We start from the raw sequence: 17,006 nt of genomic DNA, 5'->3' as shown, positions 1-17,006 counted from the left end.
ATGTGCCCAAATAAATTCCGGGTACACGAAGAATACGTTCCGCGAGCATGGCGTCACGGACGGGTGTCAGAGGGCGGGCTCCGCGGGAGATCCGTGGAGCGCGTCCGAAAGGCGCTCCAACAAGCCCTTCAGCAGCTCGTCCTCGCCGTCGCTCAGCACCGGCCACCGCGCCCGGACCTCGCGGTCGAGGCGGCGCCAGTACGTCTCGCCGCGCGGGGTGAGATGCGCGAGGATGCGCCGCCGGTCGAGAGGGTCGACGCGGCGGTGGACGAGGTTCTGGTCGACGAGCTGGTCCACGAGCTTGGTCAGCGTCGCGGGCGGCAGGAAGGCGGCCTCGGCGACCGCGGTCATGTGGTGGCCCTCGCCGTCGGAGAGCAGGGCGAGCACCCGCCAGGCGTCGAGCGAGCAGCCGTCCTCGTCCAGGACGGTCTGGAGGTGGCGCGCGGCAAGCCGTTCGGCCCGCGTCAAGAGCTGCATCAGGTTCTGAGGCTCACGCGCAGATCGGCCGGCCATCATGCTCCTTGGTCACGAGGTGCGTACATCGTAAGAGACGGACTGGAGTTCACCGCGGGGACCCGAAATCATGACGCCATGTTCGGGAGCGCTCCCCCTCCGCTCGACTGGTTCACGGCCGACGACTCCGTGCTCGGTGTGGCGTTGGTCTTCCCGCTCCAGGGGTCGGCGGGCATCTTCGGGCCCACCTGCGAACTGTGCGCGCGGCTGGCCGCGGAGGAGGTCAACCGCGCGGGCGGCGTCCTCGGCAAGGAACTGCGGCTGCTGCCCGTCGACGGCGGCGCCCCGCCGGATGCAGTCGCCGACCACGTCCAGGCCCTGGTGGACCTGGGGGTCGTGTAGGGCGTCACGGGCTGGCACATCTCCTCGGTGCGGCAGGCTCTGGCGCCGAGGATCGCGCACCGGGTGCCGTACGTCTACACCGCGCTGTACGAGGGCGGCGAGCGCACCGCGGGGGTGTTCCTCACCAGCGAGACCCCGCGCGACCAGCTCCGGCCCGCGATGGGACTGCTGGCGCACGAACGTGGGGTGCGGCGCTGGTTCGTCGTCGGCAACGACTACATATGGCCACGTCGTACGGCCCGTGCGGCGCTCGGGTACGCCCGCGAGTCCGGGGCCGACGTCTGCGGGCAGTCCTATCTCCCGCTCGGCACCCACGACTTCGACGGCGTGCTGCGGCGCATCGAGCGGTCGGAGGCGGACGCCGTCCTGATGCTGCTGGTGGGCAGCGACGCGGTGCGTTTCAACCGGGCGTTCGCGGCGGCCGGACTCGACGAGCGCTGTCTGCGGCTGAGCACGTTGATGGACGAGAACATGCTGATGGCCAGCGGGCCGAGCACCACCTCGGACCTCTTCAGCAGCGCGGGTTTCTTCGCCTCGCTCGCGAATCAGGACACCCTCGACTTCCACGGCCAGTACGCCGGGAGGTACGGCATCGAGGCACCGGCGCTCGGAAGTCTCGGCGAATCCTGTTACGAGGGCGTCCTGTTGCTCGCCGCGCTCATCGCCCGGGCCGGGTCGCTCGACGTGTCGGCGGTCGGGGCGACGGCCGACACCGTGTCGTACAAGGGTCCGCGCGGACTGCTCCACCTGCGGGGCGGCCACGTACGGCAGCGGATCTATCTGGCACGGGCCGAGGGAGTCGACTTCGACGTGGTGGCCGAACTCGATCTTCACGGATCCCGCCCTTGACACGTTCGCGCCCACACCAAGATACTTCCTACAGGAAGTAATTAGAATGCTTCGGGCGATCTGTGAATTCATGCATCGAATTCCGCCCCTGGCATTTTTTCTTGCCCGGAGAGAGCCGGAATATACAGCCGGGAAAGTCTGGTGAAACGCCTTGGAAACAGGGCGACTTGAGGCTGTGACCGCACTTCAGGAACCAGCCGGTACACCATCAGCGGAAAGCTGGAGACTCGCGCGCCATCGCCGCCCCTGAAGGGCTGTCTCTTTCTTTCCGGCTGTCCCCTCATGGGACTTAGGGGGTTCTTTTGTCCAGAGTTTCCAGGGTTTCCGTGGCGCTCGCCGCGGTCGTCGCGCTCTCCGCGTGCGGCGCGAAGACCAACTCCGGCGGTACGTCCGACAAGGCGGCGCAGGCCGACACCAGCGGTGACACGGTCAAGGTCGGACTCCTCAACTCGCTCTCCGGCACCATGGCGATCAGCGAGGTGACCGTACGCGATTCGCTGAAGCTGGCGATCGACGAGATCAACGCCTCCGGCGGAGTGCTCGGCAAGAAGATCAGGCCGATCAGCGAGGACGGCGCCTCCGACTGGCCGACCTTCGCCGAGAAGGCGAGCAAGCTCATCAAGGAGGACCGGGTCGCGGCCACGTTCGGCTGCTGGACCTCGGCAAGCCGAAAGGCCGTCAAGCCGGTCTTCGAGAAGAACAAGTCGCTGCTGTTCTACCCCGTGCAGTACGAGGGCCTGGAGGAGTCGCCCTACATCTTCTACACCGGCGCGACCACCAACCAGCAGATCGTCCCGGCGCTCGACTACCTCAAGTCACAGGGCAAGAAGAAGATCTACCTCGTCGGCAGCGACTACGTCTTCCCGCGCACCGCCAACAAGGAGATCAAGGCGTACGCGAAGGCCAACGGCATGACGGTGCTCGGCGAGGACTACGCGCCGCTGGGCTCCACGGAGTTCAGCACGATCGCCAACAAGGTGAAGGCGTCGAAGGCGGACGCGGTCTTCAACACCCTCAACGGCGACTCGAACGTGGCGTTCTTCAAGGAGTACAAGTCCGCCGGCCTGACCGCCACCCGCATGCCGGTGGTCTCCGTGTCGATCGCCGAGGAGGAGGTCAAGTCGATCGGATCGCAGTACCTGGCGGGCCAGTTGACGGCCTGGAACTACTACCAGACGACCCCCGGCGCGGCGAACACCAGGTTCGTGAAGGCGTACAAGGCCAAGTACGGCCAGGACAAGCCGACCAGTGACCCGATGGAGGCCGCGTACACCTCGGTCTACCTGTGGATGGCGATGGTCGAGAAGGCGAAGTCCTTCGACCCGGAGAAGGTCAAGGCGGCCTCCGACGGCATCACCTTCGAGGCGCCCGAGGGCAAGGTCACCGTCGACGGCGCGAGCCAGCACATCTACAAGACCGCCCGCATCGGCAAGGTCGGCACCGACGGGCTGATCCAGGAAGTGTGGAACTCGGGCAAGCCGATCAAGCCGGACCCGTTCCTCAAGGGCTACTCCTGGGCCTCCGGCCTCTCCTGACCGCCCGTCGCGCGGGGGCCTCGAACACCACGGACCTCGTCCATGACGAGAGGCCCCTGTGTCCCGTCCCCCGGAGTCGCTCCATGACCGTGATCCTCGGGCAGATGTTCACCGGCGTCAGCATCGGTGCCGTCCTGCTGCTCATCGCGCTCGGCCTGTCGCTCACCTTCGGCCAGATGAACGTCATCAACATGGCCCACGGCGAGTTCATCATGGCCGGCGCCTACACCACGTACCTCCTCCAGAAGTCCATCGCCGGCGCGGGTCTCTCGCTGATCGTCGCGCTGCCCGTCGCCTTCCTCGTTTCGGGTGCCCTCGGCGCGCTGCTCGAATGGCTGCTCATCCGCAGGCTCTACCTGCGTCCCCTGGACACCCTGCTGGTCACCTGGGGTGTCTCCCTGATGCTCCAGCAGCTCGCGCGGGACATCTTCGGCGCGCCCAACGTGCAGACCCGCGCGCCGGACGTCCTCACCGGGAACATCACCGTCATCGGCGGCGACGACCCGCTCACCTTCGCGAGCAGCCGCCTGTTCATCCTGGGGCTGGCGGTCGCGGCGGTGGTCGCCCTGTCGCTCACCCTGCGGCTGACCCCGCTGGGGCGGCGCATCCGTGCCGTCGTGCAGAACCGGGACCTCGCCGAGGTGTCCGGCATCTCCACCGGCCGTGTCGACCGCACCGCGTTCTTCATCGGGTCCGGCCTGGCCGGCATCGCCGGGGTCGCGCTGACACTCGTCGGTCCGATCGGGCCCACCATGGGCACCAACGTCATCATCGACGCCTTCCTGGTGATCGTGGTCGGCGGCATCGGACAGCTCAAGGGCAGCGTCATCGTCGCCTTCGTGCTGGGTGTGCTGCAGTCCGTGCTGGAGTACTCGACCACGGTCAGCGTCGCGAAGGTACTGGTCCTCGTGGCCATCGTCGCGTTCCTCCAGTGGCGGCCCCAGGGCCTGTACACCGCGCGGACGAGGAGTCTCGTATGACGACCACCACTCCTCACGCCCCATCGGTGAAGCAACTCCCGTCCCCGAAGAGCCGGTTGACCTTCCTGCGTCCCGCGGCCGGATTCGCCGCGGCCGCCGTGGTGCTCTTCGCCGTGGCCCCGCTCGCGCTCTCCGACTTCCGGCTCGGGCTGCTCGCCAAGTACCTGTGCACCGCGATGGTCGCGGTCGGCATCTGTCTGGCCTGGGGCCGCGGCGGACTGCTGACGCTCGGGCAGGGGGTGTTCTTCGGGCTGGGCGGCTACGCCATGGCGATGCATCTGAAGATCGCGGACGCGGGGCCCGGCCAGGTCCCCGACTTCATGCAGCTGTACGGCACCGCCACCGAACTCCCGTGGTGGTGGCGGCCGTTCGCCAACCCGGTCTTCGCCCTCGCGGCCACCGTGCTGCTGCCGATGGCCGTCGCGGCGATCCTCGGCTCGTTCGTCTTCCGGCGCCGGGTCAAGGGCGCGTACTTCGCGATCCTCAGCCAGGCGCTCGCCGCGGCCTTCGCCATCTGGCTGGTCGGGCAGCAGGCCACGACCGGCGGCACCAACGGACTCACCGACATCCAGGGCTTCTTCGGCTACGACCTCGACGACCCGGTCAACCAGCGGATGGTGTACTTCGTCATCGCCGCCGTCCTGCTGCTCCTGATCGCCCTGGCCCGCCAGCTCATCCACAGCCGGTACGGCGAACTCCTGGTCGCCGTACGGGACTCGGAGGAGCGGGTACGGTTTCTCGGCTACAACCCGGCGAACGTGAAGCTCGTCGCGTACGTCGTCGCGGCGGGCATGGCCGGACTCGCGGGCGCCCTGTTCGTGCCCGCGGTGGGCATCATCTCCCCCGCGCTGATCGGGATCGTGCCGTCCATCGAACTCGTGATCGGCGCCGCGGTCGGCGGCCGGGCGAGTCTGGTGGGCGCGGTGCTCGGCGCGATCGCGGTCGCCTGGGCCAGGACCGCGCTGTCCGAGGAGTTCCCCGCCGCCTGGACCTACTTCCAGGGACTGCTGTTCATCGTGGCCCTGGCCTTCCTGCCGGGCGGCCTCGCCTCACTGGTGGGGATCGTCCGGCGGCGCAGGGCGAGCAGGGCGCCGGAGGGAGAAGCGGCATGACGGATCCGACGACCACCGAGCCCCGGACGGACACCGGGCTCTCGGGACTGGAGATACGGGGACTGCGCGTGTCCTTCGACGGTTTCACGGCCGTCGACGGAGTGGATCTCGACGTCGGCCCCGGCGATCTGCGCTTCCTCATCGGACCCAACGGCGCGGGCAAGACGACCCTGGTCGACGCCGTCACCGGCCTGGTGAGGGCGGAGGGGTCGGTGCGCTTCGGGGGCGAGGACATCCTCGGCCGCAGTGTGCACCGGATCGCCCGTTCGGGAATCGGCCGCACCTTCCAGACGGCCACCGTCTTCGAGGAGCTGACGGTCCTGCAGAACCTGGACATCGCCGCGGGCGCGGGCCGCGGCACGCTCACCATGCTGCGGCGCCGCAAGGGCGTACCGGAGTCCGTCGCGCGCGCCCTGGAGACAGTGGGCCTGACGGACCTCGCGGGCAGCCTCGCCGGGACCCTCGCGCACGGCAGGAAACAGTGGCTGGAGATCGGCATGCTGCTCGTCCAGGACGTCCGGCTGCTGCTGCTCGACGAGCCGGTGGCCGGCATGAGCCACGACGAACGGCAGGCCACCGGCGAGCTGTTGCGGCGCATCAGCCGGGAGCGGACCGTGGTCGTCATCGAACACGACATGGACTTCATGCGCTCCTTCGCGCGCAGCGTCAGCGTGCTGCACGCGGGCAAGGTGCTCAGCGAGGGGACGGTGACCGAGGTGCAGGCGGATCCGAAGGTGCAGGAGGTCTACCTCGGACACGCGGCCACCGAGCACACCACGACGAGCGTGCCCGAACCGACCGCCGTGCAGGAGGCCTGACGTGATGCTGGAGATCGACGACGTACGCGTCGGCTACCACCGCAGTACCGTCCTGCACGGCGTCCGTGTCGAGGTCCCGCGCGACGGAGTGGCGGCCGTGCTCGGGCACAACGGCGCGGGCAAGAGCACCCTGCTGCGCGCCGCCGTCGGGCTGCTCACCCCGCACAGCGGCCACGTCCGCCTCGACGGCGAGGACATCACCCGCCGCAGACCGCACGAGCGGGTGGCGCGCGGCATGGCGTACGTCCCCCAGGGCCAGCAGGCCTTCCCACACCTCACGACCGCCGAGAACCTCCAGCTGGTCGCGGACGGGCGCAGGCGCGGCAAGGCGGCGATCGCCGAGGCGCTGGACCTGTTCCCGGCGCTGAGGACGCTGTCGAACCGCCGGGCCGGGCTGCTCTCGGGCGGCCAGCGCCAGCAACTCGCCATCGCCCGAGCCCTGGTGACGGGCCCTCGGATTCTGCTCCTCGACGAACCCACCGAGGGCATCCAGCCCTCCGTCGTCGCCGAGATCGAGGAGACGATCCTCGCCCTGGCCGCCCGTGGCGGGCTCTCGGTCCTGCTGGTCGAGCAGCACGTCGGCTTCGCGATGCGGGCGGCGCAGCGGTACTACGTCCTGGAGGCGGGCCGGGTCACCTCGTCGGGCGAGGGCGGCCAGAAGGCCGAGCGGTCGGTACGGGAGGCGCTCAGCGTGTGATCGCGGGCGCTTCCCGGCTCGTACGGGCGCCGCTCGGTCTCCTGCGCGCGGCGCCCGGCTTGGTACAGGCGCCGCTCAGCTTCGTGGGAGTGCCGTGCGGGCCCGTTCGAGGTGGGCGCGCTCCGGTGCGCTGTCGGTCAGCGCGATGGCCGCCTCGTACGCGCGTAGGGCCTCGGAGTTCCGGCCGAGGCGGCGCAGCAGGTCCGCCCGTACGGCGTGGAAGGCGTGGTAGCCGTCCAGGTCGAGCGCCTCGACAAGGGCGAGTGCCGGCTCCGGGCCCTCGAGCTCGGCGACGGCGACGGCCCGGTTGAGGGCGACCACCGGGCTCGGGGCGAGCGCGGCCAGCTGGTCGTAGAGCCGGAGGATCTGGCCCCAGTCCGTGGCGGCCGCGGTCGGGGCGTCGCTGTGTACGGCGTTGATCGCCGCCTGGATCTGGTACGGGCCCGGCCGGTTGCGGCGCAGACAGCGGCGTACGAGGGTCTGTCCCTCGGCGATGAGATCGCGGTCCCACCGGGAGCGGTCCTGGTCGGGGAGGAGGATCAGGTCGCCGTCCGGGGTGGCGCGGGCGGGCCGGCGGGACTCGATGAGGAGCATCAGCGCGAGCAGGCCGAGTGCCTCGGGCTCGTCCGGCATCAGGTCGACGAGGAGGCGGCCGAGCCGGACGGCTTCGGCGCACAGGTCCTCCCGGCCGCCGTAGCCCTCGTTGAAGATGAGGTAGACGACCGCGAGCACCCCCCTGACACGGTCCGGGAGGTCCGCTTCGCGCGGGATGCGGTACGGGATCCGGGCGTCGCGGATCTTGGCCTTGGCCCGGACGATCCGCTGGGCCATGGTGGGCTCGGGGACGAGGAAGGCGCGGGCGATCTGCGGCGTGGTCAGACCGCCGAGGAGGCGCAGGGTGAGGGCGACCTGGGACCGGGTGGCGAGCGCGGGATGGCAGCAGGTGAAGATCAGGCGGAGCCGGTCGTCGCGCACGGGGCCCTCCTCGGCCGGTTCGTCCCGGACGTACAGCCGCTCGGCCTCGGCGTACCGGGCCTCGCGCGTGGACTCGCGGCGCAGCCGGTCGACGGCGCGGTTGCGCGCGGTGGTGATGATCCATCCGGCCGGGCTGGGTGGTACGCCCGACTCCGGCCACTTCCGCAGGGCGGTGGTGAAGGCGTCCTGGACCGCTTCCTCGGCGAGGTCGATGTCGCCGAGGAAGCGGACGAGGACGGCGACCGCGCGGCCGTATTCGGCGCGGAACACGGCCTCGATGTCGGCGTTCGGGGTCATCAGTCCTCGGCTTCGCCCATGAAGGGCCGCACCTCGATGGGGAGTGTGGTCGCCAGTGTGGCCTTGCGGCCCCATTCGAGCGCCGCGTCGAGGTCGGGTGCCTTGATCAGGCAGATCCCGCCCAGGTACTCCTTGCTCTCGGTGTACGGGCCGTCGGTGACGAGCACGTCGCCGTCCTTGGCGCGCACCACGGTGGCCGTCTCCGGTCCGTGCAGCCCCCCGGCGAACACCCACGCACCGGCCTCGCGCAGCTCCGCGTGGAAGACGTCGAGATTGTGCATGATCTCTTTCAGGATCTCGGGCGCGGGCGGCTCACCGGGCGGCTGCATCACGCTCAGCAGGTAGTACTTCATGATGTGTGCTCCTCGGCCGTGTCGTTCTCGGCTCGTTCTCGGGTGGTCTTTCACTGACTACACGAACGGGAGGCGGCCGGATCGACACACGACACGACGACAGTGGGAGATTTTCACGATGACCATCCCACCGCATCCGCTCGTCACGGCGGCCAGGCGGCTGGCGGCCGAGGTGCTGGCCCCACGGGCGGAGCGCGTGGACCAGGAGGGCGTGCCGGCGAGCAGCATCGAGGCGGTCAAGCGGTCGGGGCTGCTCGGGGCGAGCGCGCCGGTGGCCTACGGCGGGTCGGCCGCGCCCGCGGCGGTGGTCCGGGAGACCGCCGAGATCCTGGCCGGGGCGTGCTGCTCGACCTGGTTCGTGCAGACCCAGCACCACACTCCGGTGCTGACCCTGGCGAAGGGTGAACTCGCGGCGCGGGACCGGTTGTTGGGTCCGCTGGCGCGCGGGGAGCTGTTGTCCGGGGTCGCGTACGCACAGCTGCGGGCCCACCCGCGGGTCCCCGTCCGGGTCACCCGTGCGCGTGGCGGCTGGCGCTTCGACGGGAGGGTCCCCTGGTACACGGGCTGGGGACTGAACGACGTGATGCTGCTCGCCGGGGTGACGGAAGCGGGCGAGGCACTGTTCGCGTTCACCGAGGCGCGCGAGCAGCCCGGACTACGGCCTTCGCCGCCGATGCGGCTGGCGGCGCTCACCGCCTCGCGCACGGTGTCCCTGGAGCTGGACGGGCTGCGGCTCCCGGACGACGCCGTGGCCCTGCGCACGCCGTACGAGACCTGGGCGGTCACCGATCGCCCCAAGAACACCAACGCCTCACCGGCCGTCTTCGGGATCACCGCGTCGGCACTCGGCCTGCTGGACGGCGATCCCGCGGCGAAGGAGACCGGACAGGTGTTGCGCGGCCGCCTCGACGAGGTCCGACGGCAGGCGTACGAACTCGCCGACCACCCGGTGCCCACCGAGCGGATCGCGGAGCGGCTGGCGGTCAAGACGCGGGCGTACGACGTCATGCGCGCGGCCACGACCGCGGCGGTCGTGGCCGGTGGCGGGCGCGCGATGGACCTGGGCAGCCCGGCGCAGCGACTGGCACGCGAGGGGATGTTCCTGCTGGTGCAGGGGCAGACCGCCCAGGTGCGCGCCGCCCACCTCGGTGCGCTCGGTTCAGCCGGTTCGCCCGGCCCGCCCGGTTCGCCCGGTTCGCTCAGCTCGTGAAGGGCACCTGCGCGGCGGGGGCGGACGTCGGTGCGAACGGGTGCTGCCACAGGCCCTGTGCGGCCAGGCGCGGCAGCACGCCCTCGCCGAACCAGTACGCCTCCTCCAGGTGCGGATAGCCGGAGAGGACGAACTCGTCGATGCCGAGGGCGTGGTACTCCTTGATCCGCTCGGCGACCTCGTCGTGGCTGCCGACCAGGGCGGTGCCCGCGCCGCCGCGGACGAGGCCGATGCCGGCCCACAGGTTGGGGTGGATCTCCAGGTCCTCGCGCTTGCCGCCGTGGAGGGCGAGCATGCGCCGCTGCCCCTCCGACTCACTGCGGGCCAGACCCGCCTGGACGGACTTCACGGTGTCCGGGTCGAAGCCGTCCAGGAGGTTGTGGGCCTCGGTCCAGGCCTGTTCGGCGGTGTCGCGCGTGATGACGTGCAGCCGGATGCCGAAGCGGACGGTGCGCCCTTCCTTCGCCGCCAGTCCCCGTACCCAGGCGATCTTCTCGGCGACCTGGGCGGGCGGTTCGCCCCAGGTGAGGTAGACGTCGGCGTGGCGGGCGGCGATCTCGCCGGCGATGGGTGAGGAGCCGCCGAAGTAGACCTCGGGGACCGGGTCGGGTACCCGGGCCAGCCTGGCGTCCTCGACCTGGAGGTGTTCGCCGGACAGGTCGACGGTCTTGCCCTCCCACAAGTCGCGCACGATCTGCAGGAATTCGCCGGTACGGCGGTAGCGGGCGTCCTTGTCGAGGAAGTCGCCGTAGGCACGCTGTTCATGGCTCTCGCCGCCGGTGACCACGTTGAGGAGCAGCCGGCCGCCGGTCTGCCGCTGGAAGGTGGACGCCATCTGCGCCGCGAGCGTGGGTGAGACGAAGCCGGGCCGGAAGGCGACCAGGAACTTCAGCCGTTCGGTGTGCTGGCTGACCATCGCGGTGGTCAGCCAGGCGTCCTCGCACCAGGCGCCGGTGGGGGTGAGCGCCCCGACGAAGCCCAGGTCCTCGGCGGCGCGGGCGATCTGGCTCAGATAGGCGACTGTCGGTGGCCGGTTGCGGCCGAAGGCCGTGGCGGGGGTGCCGTGACCGCCGCCGACGACATGGCGGCTGTCGCCGTTGGTGGGCAGGAACCAGTGGAAGGTGAGGGACACGGCGGCGTTCTCCGATCGTGGGGGCCGATGAGCGAGTGGGGTCACAGCAGGCCGTGGCGGGGTGGCTTGGTGCCCGCCAGCACGTATCGGCCGATGTGCTGGATCTTCCAGCGGGCCGGGTCGTGCAGGGTGTGGGTGCGGGCGTCGCGCCAATGCCGGTGCAGATTGAGCGAGTTGAGGGCGGAACGGGTGCCGGACAGCTCGAAGAGGGCGCCTGCCACCTCCACGGCGGTGGCGGAGGTGTGCACCTTCGCGGCTGCCACCGCGATGGACGCCTCGGCCGCCGAGTCCTCGGTCAGCTCGTCGCGGGCCGCGTCGACCGTGCGGGCCGCGGCACCGAGCAGCGCCTCGGACGCCCGTACCTGGACGGCGAGTTCACCGAACCGCTGGATGAGGAGCGGGTCCTCGGCCGCCGTGTCGAAGCCGCTCTCGAACCAGGGCCGGCTCTTGGTGCGGACGAACTCGGCGGCCTCGGCCAGTGCGCCCGCGGCGATCCCGGCGTCGATGGCGGCGTGCAGCAACTGGGCCACGGCCCCGTGGAGCTGGGGTCCCCGGAAGGTGAGGTGGTGGGGGACGACACGGTCGGCGGGCACGTTGACGGCGTCGAGGCGAACGGTGCCGCTGGCCGTCGTACGCTGGCCCATGCCGTCCCAGTCGTCGACGACCGTGACCCCCTCGGCGCCGCGGGGGACGTAGGCGACGTGCAGGTTGTCGTCGGCGGCGCGGGCGAGGACGGGGATCCAGTCGGCGAAGAGCGCGCCGGTGGAGTAGTGCTTGACGCCGGTGAGGACGTACGAGCCGTCGGGCCCGGGGTCGAGTCGGGTGCGGATGTCCTGGACGTGTCGGGTGCCCGCCTCCGACTGGGCGTTGCCGAAGCGGCGCCCGGCCAGGACCTCGTCGAAGAAGAACGTCTGCTGCTCCGGGGTGCCCTGGCGGCGCAGCACGTTCACGTACACGAAGTGGTTCTGCGGGATCTGGGCGAGGCTGGCATCGGCCGAGGCCAGCAGCCGGAAGACCTCCGCGAGGGTCTCCTGCCTTACGTCCGCCCCGCCGTGCTCGGCGGGCACGGTGACGGCGAGCAGTCCGGAGGCGGAGAGGCGGTCCAACTCCTCGCGCGGGAGGCGCCGTTCGGAGTCCCGCGCCGAGGCACCGGCGCGGAACTCCTCGGCGAGCGCGGCGGCGACGGCCAGGGCCTCGACGTCGTCGGCGATCACTTTGGCGGACATCGCCTCAGCCCGCCGCGGCCAGCAGGGGCGCGCTGCCGAGGGCCGCCGAGAACTGGTCGACCACCTGGGTGAGGGCCTCGGCCGTGGCCGGGGCGACGGTGACGCCGCCGTCCTCGCCCGTGGTGATGTCCTTGTCGAGGGTGAACCAGCCCTGGACGATGTGCGCGGCGCCCATGGAGTTGAGGACCGGGCGCAGGGCGTAGTCGAGGGCGAGGACATGCGCGGTGCTGCCGCCGGTGACGAGCGGCAGCACGGTCTTTCCGGTGAGGGCGTACTGCGGGAGCAGGTCGAGCAGGGCCTTGAGGACGCCGGAATAGGCGGCCTTGTAGACGGGGGTGCCGATGACCACGCCGTCGGCGCGGGCGAAGAGTTCGGTCGCCTCGACGATCGCGGGGTGCTTGAAGTCGGCGCCGAGCAGGGCCTCGGCGGGGATCGTGCGCACGTCGAGCGGGATCACCTCGTGTCCCTGCGCGGCCAGCCGGGTGTCCAGATGGCGCAGGAGCTTCGCGGTGCGGGAGGAGACGGACGGACTGCCGGAGACGGACAGGACGGTGGCCATGGGGTCCTCTTTCGGGAACGGAGGGCAGGAGCGGGAGCGGAGTGGGGAACGGCTTCAGAGGTGCGCGGGGACGGACCCGGGCTCGGCCCCGCTGTCCGCTCGCGCCTCGAGCTCGCGCACCAGGGGCAGCACCCGGCGGCCGAAGTACTCCACCTCCTCGTGGTAGTGCAGGAAGCCGAGGAGGAAGAGGTCGACGCCGAGCCGCTTGTAGGCGACGATCCGTTCGGCGATCTGCTCGGGGGTGCCGATCAGGCCCGTACGGAAGCCGTCGTTGTACTGGACGAGGTCCTCGAAGCTGGAGTCCTGCCACATGCCCTTGCCGTCGGCGGTGGACTGTCCGGCCTGCTTCACGGCGGCGCCGAAGCCCTCGACGGCCTCGTGGTCGGCCTGGGCGACGATCTCGCGCAGGGTCTCGCGGGCCTCGGCCTCGGTGTCACGGGCGATGAGGAAGCCGTTGAGGCCGAACTTCGGTGCCGTGCGGCCCACTTCGGCCGCGGCCTTCCGGACGTCCGCGATCTGCTCGACCACCCCGTCGAAGTCCTTGCCGTTGGAGAAGTACCAGTCGGAGACCCGGCCCGCCATGGCACGGGCCGCGGTGGAGTTGCCGCCCTGGAAGATCTCCGGGTGCGGGCGTTCGGGGGTGTTGAGGGGCTTGGGCTTGAGCGAGAAGTCGCGCAACCGGTAGAAGTCCCCGGCGAGTTCGGTGTGGTCCTCGGTCCAGATCTGGCGCAGGGCGCGGATGAACTCCTCGGAGCGGCGGTAGCGCTCGTCGTGCTCCAGCCAGGGTTCGCCGAGGGCGGTGAACTCGCCCTTGAACCAGCCGCTGACGACGTTCACCGCGAAGCGGCCGTTCGACAAGTGGTCGGCGGTGGCGCCGAGTTTGGCGAGGACGCCCGGGTGCCACAGGCCCGGGTGCACGGCGGCGATGACCTTCAGACGCTGGGTGGCGAGCAGCAGCGCGAGGCTGAAGCTGGTCGACTCGTGCTGGTACTCGGCGCCGTAGCTGGCCATGTAACGGACCTGGCTGAGCGCGTAGTCGAAGCCGTTGTTCTCGGCCAGTACGGCCAGTTCGCGGTTGTAGTCGTAACCCCAGTCGGTGCGCTGCTCGATCTTGCTGGTGACCAGCCCACCACTGACGTTGGGAACCCAGTACGCGAATTTCACGGGATTCACGGGCGCTGCGGACATGCGGAACTCCTGTTGCGGATTTCGGGTACGCCGAATTCAGGGGGCGCGTTCAGGAGGGCGCGCGGGATCGCCGAATTCAGGCGGTGCTGTGAGAACGCCGCACACGGCTGCCCGACGGCAGCGGTGGGGCCGATGGGGTGCGGCGGATCCGGGGACTCAGGCCGCGGTGCAACAGGAGGCGCTGGAGACGCGCGCGAGGTCGACGTGGCGTCGCCGCGTGAGGTCCAGTCGCATCATCATGCCGTCGATCGTGGCAGCCTGCCGCGAGGGCAGTCAAGGAAAACCCGACCGGTCTCGTATCGCGGACCACCGAATTTCACGAACGCGTGACAGGGAAACCCTTGAACGGGCCGTGAAATGGACCGCATTCTGCTGGCGTGCGGACAGAACAACTGGAATACATCGCGGCGGTCACCCGGCTCGGCTCGCTGCGCCGGGCCGCCGAGGAACTCCACCTCTCCCAGCCGGCGTTGAGCGAGACCGTGCGGAACCTGGAGCGCGAACTCGGCGTCGATCTGCTGGAGCGCAAGCGGTCCGGCGCGCGGATGAGCGCCGAGGGGCGGGAGCTGCTGCCCCACATCATCAACGTGCTGGACGCGGTGGACCGGCTGCGCGGCGCGGCCGGCGAGCAGCACCGCATCAGCCGGATGGTCCGCGTCGGCACGGTGAACGCGGCGACGGTGCCCCTGCTCATCCCGACGGTCCGGGAATTCCGCGCGGCGCATCCGCTGACGCAGGTGGAGGTGGTCGGCGCCCAGCAGACGGAGATCCACCGAGCCCTGTCGGAGGGCGGCCTCGACCTGGGCCTGGTGAACCATCTCGACGGCGACGACCTGCCCGCCGACTTCGAGACCACCGAAGTGCTGCGCGGCCGACCCGTGGTGTGCCTGCGCCCGGACAGTCCGCTCGCCTCACTCGACGCGGTGTCGGCGGCGGACCTGCTGGACGGACGCGAGGCGCTGATCGCCATGCGCTCCGGGTACGTCATGCACCGCTATCTCCACCGGCTCCTGGAGGGCCGCGGCCCGGCCCTCTCGTACACGACCGACGGCGCCGAGATGGGCAAGCTCATGGTCGCCGAGGGGCTGGGCGCGACGGTCCTGCCCGATTTCAGTGTGATCGGGGATCCCCTGGAGCGGAGTGGCGCGATCACTCACCGGCCGCTCACGGACGACACGACACGGGTCCTGCTGATGCTGCGGCGCCGCCGGGCGGACTCGGTGCCCCGTGCCGCCCACGACCTGCATGAGGCGTTCGTGCGCAGGGCGGCGCAGCTCGGCGGCCACCTGTCGGATCGGCCCTGACCGGGGTCGTTCAGTCCTCGTCGCCGAGCGGCACCACCACGAGGAAGGCGTCCGACTTCAGGTCCATCACCACCGTCGCGGGCTGCCCCTCGGTGCGGCGCCGGGCCGCGTACTCCTCCGCCGTCCAGGATCCGCGCGGGCCTCCCGCGGGAAACCGCTCCAACACCTTCGTGCCCCTCACGGCAGACACCTCCAGCTGTGCCCTCGGACTCTCGTGCTGTCTCGGCTGCCCGCGATTCACGCGGACATGTCCGCGAAGACTCCGCGAGGCGCATCCGAGCGCCGCGTTCGCGTGGAAGAGATGAGGGAGGGAACACGGAAAGCGGGTGGCCCGACGAACGACGGAGGGACCCATGAGCGACGACGATCCCCGCCCCGGCCCGCGCTGTCTGGTGACCGGTGCCACCGGCTACATCGGCGGCCGGCTGGTCCCCGAGCTACTGGAGGCGGGTCACCGCGTCCGGTGTCTCGCCCGCTCCCCCGCCAAGCTGCGCGACTACCCGTGGGCGGGTGACGCGGAGGTGGTACGCGGCGACGTCACGGACTGCGGCTCGGTCGCCGAGGCGCTGCGCGGCATCGACGTCGCGTACTACCTGGTGCACGCCCTGGGCACGGGCCCCGACTTCGAGGAGACCGACCGGAAGGCGGCCCGGATCTTCGGCGAGCGGGCCCGCGCCGCCGGGGTGAGCAGGATCGTCTACCTGGGCGGCCTGACCCCGGCGGGTGTCCCCGAGGAACGGCTCTCGCCCCACCTCAGGTCGCGCGCCGAGGTCGGCCGCATCCTGCTGGAGTCGGGCGTGCCGACCACGGTGCTGCGCGCGGCCGTGATCATCGGCTCCGGCTCGGCCTCCTTCGAGATGCTCCGCTACCTCACCGAACGCCTCCCGGTCATGGTCACGCCCCGCTGGGTGCGCACCCGGATCCAGCCGATCGGCGTACGGGACGTGCTGCGCACCCTGGTCGGCAGCGCGCGGATGCCCGCCGAGGTCAACCGCGCCTTCGACATCGGCGGTCCCGAGATCCTGACCTATCTGGAGATGATGCGGCGGTACGCCGCCGTCGCCGGGCTGCCGCGCAGACTGATCCTGCCCGTGCCCGTGCTGACCCCCGGGCTCTCCAGCCACTGGGTCGGCCTGGTCACCCCCGTGCCCGCGTCCATCGCGCGCCCGCTCACCGAATCGCTGCGCCACGAGGTCGTCTGCCACGAACACGACATCGTCCGGTACGTCCCCGATCCCCCCGGCCGTCCGTTCGGCTTCGACGAGGCGGTGTCGCTGGCCCTGCAACGGGTGCGGGACGCCCAGGTCACCACCCGGTGGTCGTCGGCCTCCGTGCCCGGCGCGCCCAGTGATCCCCTCCCCACAGACCCCGACTGGGCGGGCGGCAGTCTCTACACCGATCAACGCGAGCGGGCGGTGGACGCGCCGCCCGGCGCGCTGTGGCGGGTGATCGAGGGCATCGGCGGTGAGAACGGCTGGTACTCCTTCCCGCCGGCCTGGGCGCTCCGCGGCCGGCTGGACCGGCTGGTGGGCGGTGTCGGACTGCGGCGCGGACGGCGCGACGCGGCCCGGCTGCGCGTGGGCGACTCGCTCGACTTCTGGCGCGTCGAGGAGATCGAGCCAGGCCGTCTGCTGCGACTGCGCGCCGAAATGCGGCTGCCGGGCCTCGCCTGGCTGGAGATGTACGCCGAGGCCGGCGCCGACGGCCGGTCCCGCTACCGGCAACGGGCCCTGTTCCATCCGCACGGCCTGCTGGGACACGCCTACTGGTGGAGCATCTCGCCCTTCCACGCCCTCGTGTTCGGCGGTATGGCCCGCAACATCGCCAAGGCGGCGGCCACGGCCGGCGTACCGGCCGGGGCGCGGCAGCCCGTCGTGCCGTCCCACTGAGTCCCGCATCCCTCGCCGACACCCGCA

17 protein-coding genes and 1 pseudogene are annotated in these 17,006 nt (G+C 70.9%); 9 read left to right on the top strand and 9 right to left on the bottom strand.

The features are described 5' to 3' along the window. Window positions 1–66 precede the first annotated feature (66 nt). Complete coding sequence (locus ACIQTP_RS31750; protein ID WP_403406320.1) at window positions 67–477, bottom strand: MarR family winged helix-turn-helix transcriptional regulator; 411 nt, start codon at window positions 475–477, stop codon at window positions 67–69. A gap of 114 nt (window positions 478–591) precedes the next feature. Here ACIQTP_RS31750 and ACIQTP_RS31745 point away from each other — a divergent pair. The 6 genes and pseudogenes from ACIQTP_RS31745 to urtE all read left to right on the top strand — a co-directional run bounded on the left by ACIQTP_RS31745 (window position 592) and on the right by urtE (window position 6,846). Next, a pseudogene (locus tag ACIQTP_RS31745) lies at window positions 592–1,704 on the top strand (substrate-binding domain-containing protein). A gap of 302 nt (window positions 1,705–2,006) precedes the next feature. After that, on the top strand, window positions 2,007–3,239 hold the full coding sequence (urtA, locus tag ACIQTP_RS31740) for an urea ABC transporter substrate-binding protein (protein WP_403406317.1): 1,233 nt from the start codon (window positions 2,007–2,009) through the stop codon (window positions 3,237–3,239). 83 nt (window positions 3,240–3,322) lie between these two features. Beyond that, window positions 3,323–4,219, top strand: a complete 897-nt coding sequence (urtB, locus tag ACIQTP_RS31735) for an urea ABC transporter permease subunit UrtB (protein ID WP_403406315.1) — start codon at window positions 3,323–3,325, stop codon at window positions 4,217–4,219. Continuing rightward, complete coding sequence (urtC, locus tag ACIQTP_RS31730) at window positions 4,216–5,331, top strand: urea ABC transporter permease subunit UrtC (protein ID WP_403406312.1); 1,116 nt, start codon at window positions 4,216–4,218, stop codon at window positions 5,329–5,331. The genes urtB and urtC overlap by 4 nt, the downstream gene beginning before the upstream one ends. Further along, window positions 5,328–6,149 (top strand): urea ABC transporter ATP-binding protein UrtD, encoded by an 822-nt coding sequence (gene urtD, locus ACIQTP_RS31725; RefSeq protein ID WP_403406309.1) that lies wholly within the window; start codon window positions 5,328–5,330, stop codon window positions 6,147–6,149. The genes urtC and urtD overlap by 4 nt, the downstream gene beginning before the upstream one ends. Before the next feature lie 4 nt (window positions 6,150–6,153). After that, complete coding sequence (urtE, locus tag ACIQTP_RS31720) at window positions 6,154–6,846, top strand: urea ABC transporter ATP-binding subunit UrtE (RefSeq protein ID WP_403406605.1); 693 nt, start codon at window positions 6,154–6,156, stop codon at window positions 6,844–6,846. Between the two features lie 75 nt (window positions 6,847–6,921). Here the strand turns inward: urtE and ACIQTP_RS31715 are convergent, their stop codons facing one another. Together ACIQTP_RS31715 and ACIQTP_RS31710 are read right to left on the bottom strand one after the other, a co-directional pair. After that, window positions 6,922–8,118, bottom strand: a complete 1,197-nt coding sequence (locus ACIQTP_RS31715; protein ID WP_403406306.1) for an RNA polymerase sigma factor — start codon at window positions 8,116–8,118, stop codon at window positions 6,922–6,924. Beyond that, the gene (locus ACIQTP_RS31710; protein ID WP_168488921.1) at window positions 8,118–8,471 is read right to left on the bottom strand and encodes a YciI family protein; all 354 of its coding nucleotides are present in this window, start codon (window positions 8,469–8,471) and stop codon (window positions 8,118–8,120) included. The genes ACIQTP_RS31715 and ACIQTP_RS31710 overlap by 1 nt, the downstream gene beginning before the upstream one ends. 118 nt (window positions 8,472–8,589) lie before the next feature. Between ACIQTP_RS31710 and ACIQTP_RS31705 the strand changes: the two genes are divergently transcribed. Next, window positions 8,590–9,681 (top strand): acyl-CoA dehydrogenase family protein, encoded by a 1,092-nt coding sequence (locus tag ACIQTP_RS31705; protein WP_403406302.1) that lies wholly within the window; start codon window positions 8,590–8,592, stop codon window positions 9,679–9,681. Here the strand turns inward: ACIQTP_RS31705 and ACIQTP_RS31700 are convergent. The 5 genes from ACIQTP_RS31700 to ACIQTP_RS31680 form a co-directional block, all read right to left on the bottom strand. Continuing rightward, window positions 9,671–10,813, bottom strand: coding sequence for an LLM class flavin-dependent oxidoreductase (locus ACIQTP_RS31700; protein WP_402040291.1), 1,143 nt, complete (start codon window positions 10,811–10,813; stop codon window positions 9,671–9,673). The two genes, ACIQTP_RS31705 and ACIQTP_RS31700, sit on opposite strands and share 11 nt — an antisense overlap. Before the next feature lie 41 nt (window positions 10,814–10,854). Beyond that, on the bottom strand, window positions 10,855–12,039 hold the full coding sequence (locus tag ACIQTP_RS31695) for an SfnB family sulfur acquisition oxidoreductase (protein ID WP_403406299.1): 1,185 nt from the start codon (window positions 12,037–12,039) through the stop codon (window positions 10,855–10,857). A 4-nt stretch (window positions 12,040–12,043) separates the two neighbouring features. Next, entirely contained in the window at window positions 12,044–12,598 is a 555-nt protein-coding gene (ssuE, locus tag ACIQTP_RS31690) for an NADPH-dependent FMN reductase (RefSeq protein WP_388149187.1), read from the bottom strand. 54 nt (window positions 12,599–12,652) lie between these two features. Continuing rightward, a complete protein-coding gene (sfnG, locus tag ACIQTP_RS31685) occupies window positions 12,653–13,786 on the bottom strand; it encodes a dimethylsulfone monooxygenase SfnG (RefSeq protein WP_403406295.1) in 1,134 nt (377 codons plus the stop codon). A gap of 156 nt (window positions 13,787–13,942) precedes the next feature. Next, complete coding sequence (locus ACIQTP_RS31680; RefSeq protein ID WP_351520955.1) at window positions 13,943–14,020, bottom strand: putative leader peptide; 78 nt, start codon at window positions 14,018–14,020, stop codon at window positions 13,943–13,945. A gap of 143 nt (window positions 14,021–14,163) precedes the next feature. Here ACIQTP_RS31680 and ACIQTP_RS31675 point away from each other — a divergent pair, with 143 nt between their 5' ends. Beyond that, window positions 14,164–15,090: a LysR family transcriptional regulator gene (locus ACIQTP_RS31675; RefSeq protein WP_403406293.1), complete on the top strand. Its 927-nt coding sequence runs from the start codon at window positions 14,164–14,166 to the stop codon at window positions 15,088–15,090. Window positions 15,091–15,100: 10 nt separating this feature from the next. On the opposite strand, the gene ACIQTP_RS31670 is transcribed toward ACIQTP_RS31675, so the two are convergent. Then, window positions 15,101–15,280 carry a hypothetical protein gene (locus tag ACIQTP_RS31670; protein ID WP_402040276.1) on the bottom strand — a complete coding sequence of 60 codons (180 nt, stop codon included), beginning with the start codon at window positions 15,278–15,280 and terminating at the stop codon, window positions 15,101–15,103. A 163-nt stretch (window positions 15,281–15,443) separates the two neighbouring features. Between ACIQTP_RS31670 and ACIQTP_RS31665 the strand changes: the two genes are divergently transcribed. Further along, window positions 15,444–16,979 carry an SDR family oxidoreductase gene (locus tag ACIQTP_RS31665; RefSeq protein ID WP_403406290.1) on the top strand — a complete coding sequence of 512 codons (1,536 nt, stop codon included), beginning with the start codon at window positions 15,444–15,446 and terminating at the stop codon, window positions 16,977–16,979. The last annotated feature ends 27 nt before the right edge of the window (window positions 16,980–17,006 follow it).

The organism is Streptomyces sp. NPDC090798, from assembly GCF_044768965.1.
Lineage (GTDB): Bacteria > Actinomycetota > Actinomycetes > Streptomycetales > Streptomycetaceae > Streptomyces.
Note: the sequence above shows the minus strand (reverse complement) of the source record. Positions and strands in the feature narration are given on the sequence as shown.